The organism is Paenibacillus agricola, from assembly GCF_011440305.1.
GTDB lineage: Bacteria > Bacillota > Bacilli > Paenibacillales > NBRC-103111 > Paenibacillus_S > Paenibacillus_S agricola.
In genome coordinates, this window is record NZ_JAAOIW010000001.1 from 467,607 (window position 1) to 480,822 (window position 13,216).

General features: G+C 46.3%; 10 protein-coding genes. All 10 read right to left on the minus strand.

Going from position 1 to position 13,216, the window contains the following annotated elements; genetic code table 11:
- Nucleotides 1-17: 17 nt before the first annotated feature.
- Nucleotides 18-1,274 (minus strand): cell division protein FtsA, encoded by a 1,257-nt coding sequence (gene ftsA, locus G9U52_RS02275; protein ID WP_166145525.1) that lies wholly within the window; start codon nt 1,272-1,274, stop codon nt 18-20.
- A gap of 265 nt (nt 1,275-1,539) precedes the next feature.
- Complete coding sequence (locus G9U52_RS02280) at nt 1,540-2,424, minus strand: cell division protein FtsQ/DivIB (RefSeq protein WP_166145528.1); 885 nt, start codon at nt 2,422-2,424, stop codon at nt 1,540-1,542.
- Between the two features lie 184 nt (nt 2,425-2,608).
- The gene (murA, locus tag G9U52_RS02285; protein WP_166145531.1) at nt 2,609-3,880 is read right to left on the minus strand and encodes a UDP-N-acetylglucosamine 1-carboxyvinyltransferase; all 1,272 of its coding nucleotides are present in this window, start codon (nt 3,878-3,880) and stop codon (nt 2,609-2,611) included.
- Between the two features lie 15 nt (nt 3,881-3,895).
- Nucleotides 3,896-4,801: a UDP-N-acetylmuramate dehydrogenase gene (gene murB / locus G9U52_RS02290; protein WP_166145534.1), complete on the minus strand. Its 906-nt coding sequence runs from the start codon at nt 4,799-4,801 to the stop codon at nt 3,896-3,898.
- A 258-nt stretch (nt 4,802-5,059) separates the two neighbouring features.
- Nucleotides 5,060-6,130 carry an undecaprenyldiphospho-muramoylpentapeptide beta-N-acetylglucosaminyltransferase gene (gene murG, locus G9U52_RS02295; RefSeq protein WP_166145537.1) on the minus strand — a complete coding sequence of 357 codons (1,071 nt, stop codon included), beginning with the start codon at nt 6,128-6,130 and terminating at the stop codon, nt 5,060-5,062.
- A 10-nt stretch (nt 6,131-6,140) separates the two neighbouring features.
- Complete coding sequence (gene spoVE, locus G9U52_RS02300; protein WP_243767086.1) at nt 6,141-7,235, minus strand: stage V sporulation protein E; 1,095 nt, start codon at nt 7,233-7,235, stop codon at nt 6,141-6,143.
- A 96-nt stretch (nt 7,236-7,331) separates the two neighbouring features.
- The gene (murD, locus tag G9U52_RS02305) at nt 7,332-8,726 is read right to left on the minus strand and encodes a UDP-N-acetylmuramoyl-L-alanine--D-glutamate ligase (protein ID WP_166145540.1); all 1,395 of its coding nucleotides are present in this window, start codon (nt 8,724-8,726) and stop codon (nt 7,332-7,334) included.
- A complete protein-coding gene (gene mraY, locus G9U52_RS02310) occupies nt 8,727-9,692 on the minus strand; it encodes a phospho-N-acetylmuramoyl-pentapeptide-transferase (protein WP_166145543.1) in 966 nt (321 codons plus the stop codon).
- 532 nt (nt 9,693-10,224) lie between these two features.
- Nucleotides 10,225-11,658 carry a UDP-N-acetylmuramoyl-tripeptide--D-alanyl-D-alanine ligase gene (locus G9U52_RS02315; protein WP_166145546.1) on the minus strand — a complete coding sequence of 478 codons (1,434 nt, stop codon included), beginning with the start codon at nt 11,656-11,658 and terminating at the stop codon, nt 10,225-10,227.
- On the minus strand, nt 11,651-13,150 hold the full coding sequence (locus tag G9U52_RS02320) for a UDP-N-acetylmuramoyl-L-alanyl-D-glutamate--2,6-diaminopimelate ligase (protein WP_166145549.1): 1,500 nt from the start codon (nt 13,148-13,150) through the stop codon (nt 11,651-11,653). The genes G9U52_RS02315 and G9U52_RS02320 overlap by 8 nt, the downstream gene beginning before the upstream one ends.
- Nucleotides 13,151-13,216: the final 66 nt, after the last annotated feature.

Below are 13,216 nucleotides of genomic sequence, written 5' to 3' on the forward strand. Positions count from 1 at the left end.
CTAACTCAGTCATCCATCTAAATAAACTCGCTAAGCCAATTTTTGAAACGCTCCATAATCGAAGGCTTATTTTCGTTGTTGCTTGTAGATGCTGCATTTTTATTGGATGTTGATTTCTTAACTGAGCTTGGTGCTTGTTTCGATATTCTTAAATATTTGCAGGCATATTGAATAATGCCTACACCACTTGTATAAGATGGATCGCGAACGCCGATAAAGTCAGGTACGGCAATGCGTACGGATGTAGCCAGCTCTGCCTGGGCAACAGCCAACACCCCCGGCATAGAAACGGTTCCTCCCGTAAGTACATAACCCCCCGGTAACTCCTTATAACCAAGACGTTGCACTTCTAAACCAATTAAATGAAAAATTTCTTGGACTCTGGGTTCTACAATATTGGCCAAATCAATTTGGGAAAATTCCTTGTCCACATTGCTTCCAATCCGATTCACTTTAAATACTTGATCCGCAGCAGCGTCATCAATAACCGCGCAACCAAACTTCAGCTTGATTTTCTCAGCGATATCCGTCTGGGTACGAAGCCCAATCGAAATATCGTTGGTTACATATTCACCGCCGACTGGTATTGTCGATGTAGCTACCAAATTGTTTTGTTCAAAGATGGCGATTGTCGTCTGTCCAGCACCTATATCAACTAACACGGTGCCAACCGATTTCTCATCCTTGGATAAAGATAAATGTCCTGCAGCCAAAGACATTAAAATAAGTCCTGAAACCTTTACTCCCGCTTTCTCAACTACACGAAGTAAATTATGTATCGCTGTTTTGGAGCCGGTTATAATGGTTGCTTGCACTTCTAGACGTACACCAATCATGCTTCGTGGATCATGGATTTCATCCAGTCCATCAACCAAATATTGGTTTGGAACCACACCGATGATTTCTCGTTCTGGGGCTAAAGGAATAACTTTCGCTGCTTGTATAACGCGATCGATATCTTCATCACCGATTTCACGATCTTCATTGGATACGGCTACTACACCGTGGCTGGTTTGTAATGATATATGGCTCCCAGATATTCCTACGTAAACCTCTGTTATTTGAATACCAACCATCCGCTCTGCATGATCAATCGCGTTGCGAATTGATTGAACGGTTTGGTCAATATCGACAATGGCTCCTTTGCGAATACCTTCCGAGTCGGCCGATCCAACTCCTATTATATTAATGGCTCCGTTTACGACTTCCCCAATAATAGCACGAACTTTGGATGTACCGATGTCCAAACTAACAATGATGTCATTGCTGCTCAACCCCTTGGCACCTCCTGTGGCTTGAAATTGATTTGAGCTTGATTTGAGCTTGATTTAATTTTAAGTTTAAGTTTAAGTTTGATCGAAACAGAAATCTTCTGTACTTATTCAACACACTTGGTAGTTTCCCTCTTTTTCCAAAAAATAATTTCTTTACAAAGAGTTGAAATTCCCATAATGTCCATTCTATCATTAATCGATACGAATGAGTAGAGTGATAAAATGAAAATCTCTTAATTATGCCCTTTGGCCCTACTTTTTTCGATTAAGGACGCTTTTGCTGATCCTTACTCGCCTCTTTTTTGGGAACATTTGGAACAGGTGTTACAGTCTGCTGTTTTTTGTCTGTTTTAACAGGTTCCTTGCCAGTAGCCGACTTTGAATCGCCTTTTGGTAGATCATTATCAAAAGGTGTATGGATATCGGCTTCTAATAGCTTAAGCACGCCTGTTGAAATTTTGTTTTCCTTTAGATTGCTAATGTAAGCATTTAAATATTTGAGCTTTTCCGGCAAATAACCAATCGCTGTAATAACCTCAAATTGGGATTTGGTATACATTTTAATCCGGTCAGGATAAGCTTCTGTAGGATCAGGCTTAATTTCAGATATATCCGTCAAGTAGGAAGGCAGAATATTGGCTAATACTTGGCAAAGCTTGATTTTCAACGGATCGTCGTTGGCCCAGCCTGAAAGTATGGGCTTGTCCAATATCAAACTCACTTGGTTAGCAATACTTATAATACTGCCATCAGCCAATACAGCCTCCGGTTGGTTGTTAGCATCAAATTGGTAGGCAACCTTGTTATATTCTTTAACCTGGACATGGATCACACCAGGAAAATGCTTAGTCACTTTAACAGATTCCACCATTTTCAAAGCTTTAACCTGTTGCTCTATGGTGGTTGAGGATACCGAAAAAAAATGGTCGCCATTTTTAACTGAAATAGCTTGTCCAACCGTATCCGGCAATATGAGCTCCTGGCCTTCAATTTCGATTTTCGTAATTTTACTTAAGGAAGATTGAAAAAACAAGACACATAATAATGTGAAGAAAAATAACACTAAAAAAATCAATAGCTTTTTGCTGCCTCGACCTTTTGCCTTGGGCTTCGGTTTCTGGATAGCTGGCAATCTTTTTTCTGCTTGCAAGGGGTCCCCTCCTAAGAGCTTACCGCAGTAAAGCTAACTTCGTAAGCATCTGCTGAGATTTACGAAGCAAAAACTTTCTTCGTAAGCATCTGATAGGCACTATGTAAACCGCCGAATCTCTCCTCTTTCGTGCAAAGAAAAGGGATAATTCAGCGGCAGTGGTCATAATAATCATAGAAAGTGCTCACTCAGTTGGAACAGGAGAAGTGCGATGAATATTAGCGCCTAAACTGCTTAACATCTGTTCAATCCGATCATAACCCCGGTCAATATGGTGAATTTGTTCAATGACTGTTGTACCATGGGCAGCTAGCCCGGCGATAACTAAGGCAGCACCTGCACGTAGATCAGTTGCCTCTACAGTTGCCCCATACAACCTAGGTACCCCACGGATAAACGCCGAGTTCCAATCCACACGTATGTCAGCACCCATACGAGCCAACTCATCGACATGTTTAAATCTGCCTTCAAAAACGGTTTCTTTCACGATGCTCAGCCCATCTGCCAATGAAAGCAGCACCATAATCTGTGATTGCAAATCAGTAGGGAACGCAGGATAAGGTGAAGTAATAATTCGCTCAATAGCTTTGGGTCTACCTAAGCAGCTTATATTCATTATATCACCGTTAATTGCGATTTGAACACCTGCGCGCTTTAACACATGGATAGCCGATGTCAAGTGGGCAGCGCATACGTTCTCTAATGTAATATTGCCTCTTGTTACGGCCGCAGCTACCATCATCGTGCCAGCTACGATGCGATCGGGAATAATCCGATACGTGCATGGCGTTAATTTCGATACACCTTCAATCGTAATTGTATCCGTCCCTGCACCAATAATATGCGCTCCCATGGCATTGAGAAAATTTTGTAAATCCTGAATTTCCGGCTCTCTAGCGGCATTAGAAATGGTTGTACGCCCCTTGGCCATAGCAGCAGCCATCATAATATTTTCGGTGGCGCCAACACTCGGGAAATCAAGCGAGATTTCAGCTCCCCTTAGCTGCTCTGCTGTGCAAACAATCATATTACCACGTGTTTCTTCAATAGTTGCCCCAAGAGCAGCAAGCCCTCGCAAATGCAAATCTATTTTTCTTTCTCCTATGGCACATCCGCCCGGCTGGTATACCTGCACCCGGCCAAAGCGCGCCAACAATGGACCCATTAAAAAAATCGAGGACCTCATTTGGCTCATCAGGCTCTCTGGAATATGCGAGGAATGTGCAGTGGATGTATGAACCGTTACTAAATCACCTTGATGCTCCGTGCGACAGCCCAATGCGCGAAGAATTGCCAGCATCACTTGAATGTCTGACAAGTCGGGCACGTTCTGGATGCGAAACGTTCCTTCTGCCATCATTCCTGCCGCTAATATCGGCAGCGCCGCATTTTTCGCACCATGAATTCGGATGGCTCCCGATAGAGGTCTCCCACCTTCGATAACCAACTTTTCCAAACTCCCACCTCCGATTTACCGCTCGCCCACCACCAAAACTTCCGTTACTAGCTTCACGTCATAGGTTTCCTTGACAATTCGCTGTACGTATTCGATGAGGTCTAGCACGTCCTGAGCTGTTGCTTGCCCGGTGTTGACAATGAAATTGGCGTGCAGGGGTGAAATCTCGGCTCCGCCGATTTTGAAGCCTTTTAGACCCGCGTCTTCAATCAGCTTGGCGGCAAACTGCGCTGGAGGGTTACGGAATACACTGCCAGCGCAAGCCAGTTGCAGTGGTTGTGTTCGTAAGCGACGCTCCTTGTAAGCGGCCATCGCTACCGCGATTTCCTTGCGGTCACCGCGACTTAGCCTGAATACAGCCTCAGTTATGATGCCAGGCTGGTTATGAAGGATGGAGTGCCTGTAGGCATAGGCAAAATCATCCCGCTGCATTGTCGCCACCTCTCCTGTCGGAAGCAGCACCTCAGCTCGTAAAAGTATGCGTGACACATCAGATCCGTGAGCTCCAGCGTTCATATAAATGGCGCCCCCCACCGTTCCCGGAATACCACTCGCGAACTCCAATCCAGTCAATCCCTCCTTGCCAGCCAAGACGGATAACTTAATAAATGAATAAGCAGCACCTGCATAAACCAGCTCATCCTCAAACCGCAATGTCTCCAGTGCCGATCCAAGCTTGATGACCGCCCCGCGTATTCCCTTATCAGCTACCAAAACATTGGAGCCACGGCCTAATACGGTCCAAGGTATTTGGTGTCTGTAGAGCAGCTTGACAGTCTCGACGAGTTGTTCTTGGTTGCTCGGGATGAGCAGCAGATCGGCTGGTCCCCCGATTTTCCAAGTAGTATGAGGCGCAAGAGGCTCATTTAAATAAAATTTTCCAAATGACCCGCTTTGCAATTGTGAAATGACCTGTTGCATGGGAAAACCTCCTTCACAGAACGCCGAGCTTCGCGGAATCAACAAAATGCTTGGATTTCGAATATCCATCCGTATGCTTATCGCATAACATCGGTATCCTCCTGAGCTTGCCGATTGCCGATTGCCGCTTCACCGAGTGTCTGTCACGGTTATAGTGTAGTTTATGTAAGATCGGATAGAGTGTGACAATTGCCTAGATCGTTTTATCAAACGGTGGATTTAAGAGCAATCGAGCCTTAACGAGAGCTGCTAATTCTTCTATTGCCTCTTAGCTGTCTGTGTAATAAGCTCAACAATTGCATCGGTACCATTACGTTGCTTGGCAGCCTTGATGTTTGAAATTAACAGCTCGCGGTTTTGATAAAGCTGCCCGATACCTTGAATAAGCGTTTCCACTGTTAAATTTTCTTCGAACAAAATTTCAGCATAGCCCAATGATTCAAAAGAGCCTGCATTCAATATCTGGTCTCCCCTGCTTGCTTGCTTAGTCAGTGGGATCAGCAGCATCGGCTTTTCCAGAGCCAAAAATTCGAATATGGAGGTAGCACCCGCTCTCGATACAACTAGATCGGTCATTGCTAAAATATCCGGCAAGGTTTCATCCAAATATTCAAATTGCTTGTAACCCCGACGCCCTGAATAAGCAGCATCGATGTGGCCTTTTCCACAGAGGTGGACGATCTGGTAATGCTGCAGCAGCTCATCCAGCGCCAGACGTACTACACCATTAATCTTTTGCGCGCCCAAGCTGCCACCCATTATAAGCAGCACTGGCTTTTGCTTATGAAAATCGCATTGCTGGAGGCCGCGGAACGCACTGCCAAGCAACATGTCCTCTCGAATAGGAAGGCCGGTACAGATGCCCTTATTGCCTTTAATATGGCGGAGCGTTTCCGGAAACGTAACACAAATATGGGAAGCAAACGGTAACGATATTTTATTGGCAAGCCCAGGCGTCATATCGGATTCATGAATAATAACAGGGATGCGATTTAATTTGCTGGCTAAGATGACGGGAACAGAAACAAAGCCGCCTTTGGAAAATACAAGATCAGGCTTAATCCGGCGAAGCAATCGATAAGCTTGGGCGACACCACGAATGACGTTAAAGGGATCCTTAATATTTTTCAAATCAAAATACCTGCGCAGCTTTCCTGAAGCAATTGGGTAAAAGGGAATTTGTTCCTTTCCTACGATTTCCTTTTCAATCCCTTGCTCTGAGCCTATATATTGAATATCCCAGCCTTGCAGCTTTAGCTTCGTAATAATTGCTATATTGGGGGTAACATGGCCTGCAGAACCACCGCCGGTAAAAACAATTTTTTTCATATGCTTCCATTCACCTCGCATAGCGGGAAATATTTAGTAGGATGCCAATTGATGTCAGCATAAGTGTTAATGAAGAGCCTCCAGCGCTAATAAGCGGCAATGTAATTCCGGTTACCGGGAACATACCTATGACTACACCGATATTAATAATCACTTGAATCGCGATCATGCCGACGATTCCGGTAGCAAGCAGGCTGCCAAAGGTGTCTGGCGCTGTAATCGCTATCCGCATACCGCGCCACAATAGCACCATAAATAGGATCAGCACACAGCCACCACCGATAAAGCCAAGCTCCTCGGCTATAATGGAAAAAATAAAATCCGTCTGTGGCTCGGGAAGATAGCTGTATTTCTGCCGGCTCATGCCTAAACCCAGCCCCACCAAGCCTCCAGGGCCTATCGCGTACAAGGATTGGATCGATTGGTAGCCCGCTCCTAATGGATCCGCCCACGGATCAAGAAAAGCAGTAATCCGCTGCAGCCTGTATGGAGCAGCTGCAATCAATCCAATAAAGCCAGCAAGACCCGCAAAGCCCAAATAAGATAAATGCAGGAGCCGAGCACCTGATGCATAAATAATAAGCAAGGCAGCGCCAACCAGTACGACCCCTGTTCCCAAATCCGGCTGCAGCATAATAAGCCCGAATGCCAGGCCCACCAAGCCCAGTGGCGGCAAAAGCCCGCGCACGAACAAAGTGATTTTGCTTTGTTGCTCCGAGAGCAGCTTCGATAGGAACAATATCATTCCTATTTTCATAAACTCAGAGGGCTGGATACCAAAGGAGCCTATCCCCAGCCAGCTCCGTGCTCCCCCACGAACGACGCCGATGCCTGGAATCAATACCAGGGCAACCATTACAAAGCAAAGGAGTAAAAGGATTTTGGCGTGCTTTTTCCAGGCTCCATAGTCGACATTCATTGTGAACACCATCGCGACAATCCCTAATACTGCGAATAAAAACTGCCTTTTAAGATAATAATACCAGTCTCCGAATTCGTGAAACGCTAAAACGGCGCTTGCACTATACACCATCACTACACCAATTGCCAAAAGAAACACTGTACATAACAGCAACATCATATCCGGAGCAGACCGTGATTTCATCTTACATCCACCTCTACCTAAGAGTATTGCGGAGTAAAACTAGCTTCTTGAGCACTCACCGCAAAATGGCAGGGCAGGCTTGGCCTAGGCCCTACCTTACAGATTATGCACGGACTCCTTAAACATGCGTCCCCGTTCCTCATAAGACGTAAACATGTCCCAGCTGGCGCAGGCTGGCGACAAAAGCACGACATCACCAGGTGCTGCCATGGCAACAGCATGGCTGACGGCTTCCGCAATTGCTGCCTGTGGATCCTTAGCAGTATCGACCGCTTTCACAGCGTTCATCCCTGCCAGCTCAGCAACCTGCATAATTTTGTGCTTCGTCTCCCCGATCGCGACAAGCCCTTTGACCCGTTCCTTGAAAACAGGCAGCAGCTCCAAATAATCCGAGCCTCGGTCCAGCCCACCGGCAATCAGAATAAGGCCAGGCTCGAACGATTCGATCGTACGGATCGTCGCTGTCGCATTCGTTGCTTTGGAATTGTTATAAAATTGCACACCGTTTTTCGTCCCCACAAGCTCCAGCCGATGTTCCACACCGCGGAACTCTCTTAGCTCTCCAGCTATGATTGCTGTCGATACACCTAAGGTCAAGGCTGCGCATGAAGCAGCAAGTGCATTCTCGACATTAAAGCTGCCGGGGATTCCAATTTCATGGACGGCAATAATCGGATGGATACTGCCAGCCTGGTCACGATAAACGATATGCTTGTCCTCATTCTGGACGTAGACGCCATAATCCAGCTCCTCCTTGATCGAAAAAGGAAGCACCGATGCTTTGATTTCATTCGCCAAGAGGCGGCAAACCGGATCATCCCAGTTCAACACAGCCGTGTCGTCTGGAGTTTGGTTCGCGAACAGCTTGGCCTTAGATTCGATATAATCCTCCATGGAGCCGTGGTAATCAAGATGGGTTTCATAGAGATTTAGCAGGCAAGCAATTTGCGGATGAAAATCACGGGTGCCCTTCAATTGAAAGCTGCTGAGCTCCACCACCATCTGGTTAGCCTCGGTTGCCTCCAATGCCGCTTCCGTCAATGCACGGCCGATATTGCCTGCGACAATCGGTTTTAAGCCAGCTTTATCCAGCATAAGCCCGATCCATGTTGTTGTTGTCGTTTTCCCATTAGAGCCGGTTATACATACCATTGGTGCCCTGCACACATGGTATGCGACCTCGACTTCGGATACAATCTCAATACCAAGCTCCTCTGCCTTTACAAGAGGTGCAATCGTATAAGGAATTCCCGGATTTTTCACGACGAGCTTGACGCCCCCATGAATTAAAGTCGGCGGATGGCTGCCGCATATAACAGAAATACCCAGAGCCGCCAATTCATCGGCCTCAGGGCATTGTTCTCGCTCTTTTTTATCATTAACGGTGACGACAGCACCCAGCTCATGGAACAGCTTGGCAACCGCTACACCACTACGTGCCAAGCCAAGTATAACTATTTGTTGATTCTGATACGCCCGTGGATGATTCATCTAATATAACACCTCGTTTATAAAAAGTCCGATGGCTGCCAGGATAATGCCCACAGTCCAAAACGTGATGACCACACGCCATTCCGACCAGCCCACCAGTTCAAAATGATGATGGATCGGACTCATCTTGAATACGCGCTTGCCCCTTGTTTTAAAGGAAACGACTTGAATAATAACCGATAACATCTCTATTACAAAAACCCCGCCGATCACGACCAGCAAAATTTCTGTTTTTGTCAATACAGCCACAACCGCCAGCCCACCGCCAATCCCAAGTGAACCTGAATCTCCCATAAACACTTTTGCTGGATGCTTGTTAAATACAAGGAATCCTAGAACAGCCCCCACCATCGCAGCGCAAAATATCGCCACATCCGGCATCGTACTATTCATCGCAATAATGACAAAAGCCCCAAAGGCTACTGCACTCGTCCCCGCCAGTAAGCCATCAAGTCCATCGGTGAAATTAACAGCATTGGACGCGCCCAACATCATAATCGCTACAAATGGAAAATAGAGCCAGCCCATCGAAACCGTATAATGGATAAAAGGGATACGAACATCCGTACTGTGTCCCATTTTGTATAGAAGCACACAGACAATGATCGATATAATAAGCTGTCCCAACAACTTTTGTCTCGCCGTCAGTCCCAGCGAACGCTTCAAAACGACTTTAATGTAATCGTCCAAAAACCCAACCAAACCAAAGCCCAATGTAGCAATGAGTAAAACTACCATCGCCATGCTCGTATCGGCAAAACGAATCACAGCCAATGTTAAGGCTAATAAAATAATGAGACCACCCATAGTCGGAGTGCCGGCTTTTTTCAAGTGACCCTGTGGACCATCGGTCCGAATCTGCTGTCCAAATTTCAGCCTTCTTAATAAAGGTATGCATAATGGCCCCATAATGACGGCAAGCAGGAATGCTGCCCCCAATGTGATCATGACCACGTTAAAATCCACAATGCTTCTCCTCTCTGCGGTTCACCCTCCCAAACCCTCCCTCTAGGGAGGGCCCCAAAGAGCTGCGCCCTCTGGACACCGCTTGGTGCTGCTTAGTTAGTTAAGTGGGGTGATCGCTTCCGTCCCTTCGGGACACGCTTGAACTTTAGTGTTATCTACAACTGCTTGCTGAGGCTCTTGTTCTTGTTACTGCTTGCTTGGATCGCTTCCGTCCCTCTGGGACGCGCTTCACTTTTGGTGGTTTATACAACTTTATTGAATACGCGAATAAATAAATTGGTATGATAAAACTTTATGCATACAGTTTATGAAGATACTACGATTTTCACCAAATGTAAAGCGGGTTCCGCAGGAACGGTAAGCGAGTATCTCCTCTTATCCATCACTCCGAGCCAAACTTCAACCCAATTTAAGCCTATCCCGTAGGGATTAAAGCGTGTAGAAGCGTCTCTACTCCGTAACGATAGCCGTCGTCTCTCCATCCACTTTCGCTTTCGGGTGTCCAGAGGGCAACGCCCTTGGATCCCTCCCTTTAAGGAAGGGTGGGGTGGGTGGCTTCAGCAACCAGCACGGCTACCACTTGCTCAAGCTTCATACCCCGGGAGCCTTTAACGAGCACGACATCATGCTCTCCGACGAAGGATGAAAGAGCTTCAGCCAGCTTTTGCTTATCGTCAAAGTGCAGTACGCTATCTACCGGAAAATTTTGGACAGCTTCAGTTGTGATATTAAGCGCAAGAGGTCCATATGCATAGATACGATCTATTTTCTTTGGATCAAGCATTTTTCCTATTTGTTGATGATATTCTACTTCATAGGGTCCGAGCTCCAGCATATCACCCAGCACAGCCACCTTATGGGAATAGCCCTCTAGCTCACCTAGTAAATCCAGCGATGCTTTCATCGAGGTTGGGCTTGCATTGTAAGCATCATTCAAAACGGTTAATCCTGAAGACGCTTGGAGCTTTTCAATCCGCATCCCCGTCATTACACTTGCTCGCAACCCTTCAGCAATAGTAGCTTCAGGAATACCGAAATGAATGCCTACTGCGATAGCAGCCAGCGCATTAATGACATTATGGAAGCCAAGCACAGGTATATAATAACTAACACCACTTAAATTTTGCAGTTGAAAAAACGTTCCATTCTCAGCCAATTTGATCTCTTCTGGCCTAAAATCATTACCTGGGTGGTTGCCAAAGGTCACACGTTTAAACCAAGACTCCTCTTGGTTATCGTTATGGGGTAACCATTCGGGCAATACCCTTTCGATCAACGGCTCATCTCCGTTATAAACTAAAGTGCCACCTGCCTGAAGCCCCGCCATAATTTCTGTCTTGGCTCTGGCGATTTCTTCTCTGGAGCCTAGTTGTAATAAATGGGCTTCGCCAACGTTTGTGATAATAACAATTTCGGGCTCTGCCAGCTTGGACAGCAGCTCGATCTCCCCTCTTCCGCTCATCCCCATCTCCAGCACAACAATCTCGGTTTCCTCATCCAGCTTTAACAGCGTGAGAGGTAGCCCAATGTGGTTGTTATAATTTCCAGCTGTTTTGAGCACGTTAAAAGAGGTGGAGAGCACTGCTGCTGTCATGTCCTTGGTCGTTGTTTTACCATTGCTGCCCGTTATCCCTACAACTCTTACTTTTAATTGCAATCGATAAGCTTTTGCCAGCTTTTGCAAGGCTTCTAAGGTATCATCCACCAAGATTAGAGGCATTCCAGCAGGTGGGGTTCCATGATCTCGCTGCCATAAAGAAGCCACCGCTCCTTTAGCCAGTGCTTCTTCGATAAACTCATGGCCATCGAATCTCTCCCCAATCAGCGGTATATACAGATTGCCAGCCGTCACTGTTCGGGTGTCCGAAGAAACACCAACGATTTGTAAATCGTCATTGGCTTCCATGGCTCCATTTGTTGCTCCACCGCACATAGCTGCAACTTCGGCATAGGATCGTTTAATCAAGGTATCGTCCCCTTATCGCATTCTCAGCAACCAGCCGATCATCAAAATCATGCTTAGTTCCATTTATATCTTGGTAGGTCTCATGACCCTTGCCCGCAATTAAAACGACATCGCCGGGTAACGCTCGGGAAATAGCCAGATGAATGGCGGCTTTGCGATCAGCAATAAGCTCATATTTGTCCGTTGGAAAATCGACTTCGAGCAAACCCTCTACTATATCTTGCAAGATGCTTTGCGGATTTTCCATCCGCGGGTTATCTGAAGTGACATATAGAAAATCACTGTAACGGGCAGCTACTTGGCCCATTAACGGCCGTTTGGTACGATCACGGTCTCCTCCACAGCCAAACACGCAATGGATGCGCCCTTCAACAAATTGCGAAATGGTTGAAAGCGCCTTGTCCAGTCCATCAGGAGTATGCGCATAATCGACTATAAGGAGGAAGTCCTGGCCGGCATCGACAACCTCCATCCGCCCTTCTACAACCGTGTTGAAAGCCAGGCGTTGCTTGATAGCCTCCAGCGGAATGCCTTCAAGCAATGCTGCCGAGATCGCAGCCAGCACATTATATACATTAAACTCGCCAATAAGCTGTGTTTGAATATCGACAGTTCCCCGGAAGGTAACACACCTGAAGCTGGTTCCTTGGGCCGTTATACGGATACCCTCCGCTCGTACATTTGCTTTATTAATAATTCCATAAGTAATGACCTGGGCAGATGTAAGCTTCCCAAAATCCTCTGCTGCTGGGTCATCCGCATTTAGCACAGCATATTTTTGCTCATGTGGCGATGAGGAATACTCATTGCCCAAGCGAGAAAAGAGCAGCCCTTTAGCTGCTTTGTAAGCTTCCATTGAACCATGATAATCCAAATGGTCCTGTGTTAAATTTGTGAAGATGGCTGTACGGAAGTTGCAGCCCTTTACTCTGCCCATATCCAAGCCATGAGAAGAAACTTCCATCATGCAGTAGTCCATATGCTGGTCGGCCATTTGACGTAAATAATTTTGCAGATCATACGCTTCCTGTGTATTAGATCCTTTATTAATAATCGAAGCCGATCCTATTTTGATTTCAATATTGCCCATAAGCCCTGTTGCAAAACCTTGGCTGCTAAGCAATTTTTCGAGCAAATACGTGGTCGTGGTTTTACCGTTCGTGCCTGTCACGCCAATCAGCTTAAGCTCCTTGCTTGGGTAATTATAAAAGTGGCAAGAAATGGCTGCCAAAGCATCCCATGTGTTGCTGACAAAAAGCTTGGGAACGTTGCTCTCCACATCGTGCTCCACAACTATGGCCACCGCTCCGGCATTGATTGCCTGTGCTGCATAGTGATGCCGGTCTTCAATTCCATTTTTGGCGGATACACAAACAAATAAATCGCCCGGCTTTACTTTGCGGGAATCGATCTCAATGCCTGTAATTATCGTTGTTCCATCTCCTACAACTCGGCTTGTCGCGAGCTGCGAAGCCAATTCATTCAGCTGCATGAGCTTACCTCCATTTTTTACACATGGTATCTATTATGGACAAAAAATGCGCCGATGAAAAGCCTC

What these genes read in the sequence shown, in the direction of transcription:
- murB (WP_166145534.1), bottom strand. Translation starts at nt 4,801, where the DNA reads ATGCAACAGGTCATTTCACAATTGCAAAGCGGGTCATTTGGAAAATTT.
- spoVE (WP_243767086.1), bottom strand. Translation starts at nt 7,235, where the DNA reads ATGAAATCACGGTCTGCTCCGGATATGATGTTGCTGTTATGTACAGTG.
- G9U52_RS02320 (WP_166145549.1), bottom strand. Translation starts at nt 13,150, where the DNA reads ATGCAGCTGAATGAATTGGCTTCGCAGCTCGCGACAAGCCGAGTTGTA.
- murG (WP_166145537.1), bottom strand. Translation starts at nt 6,130, where the DNA reads ATGAAAAAAATTGTTTTTACCGGCGGTGGTTCTGCAGGCCATGTTACC.
- murD (WP_166145540.1), bottom strand. Translation starts at nt 8,726, where the DNA reads ATGAATCATCCACGGGCGTATCAGAATCAACAAATAGTTATACTTGGC.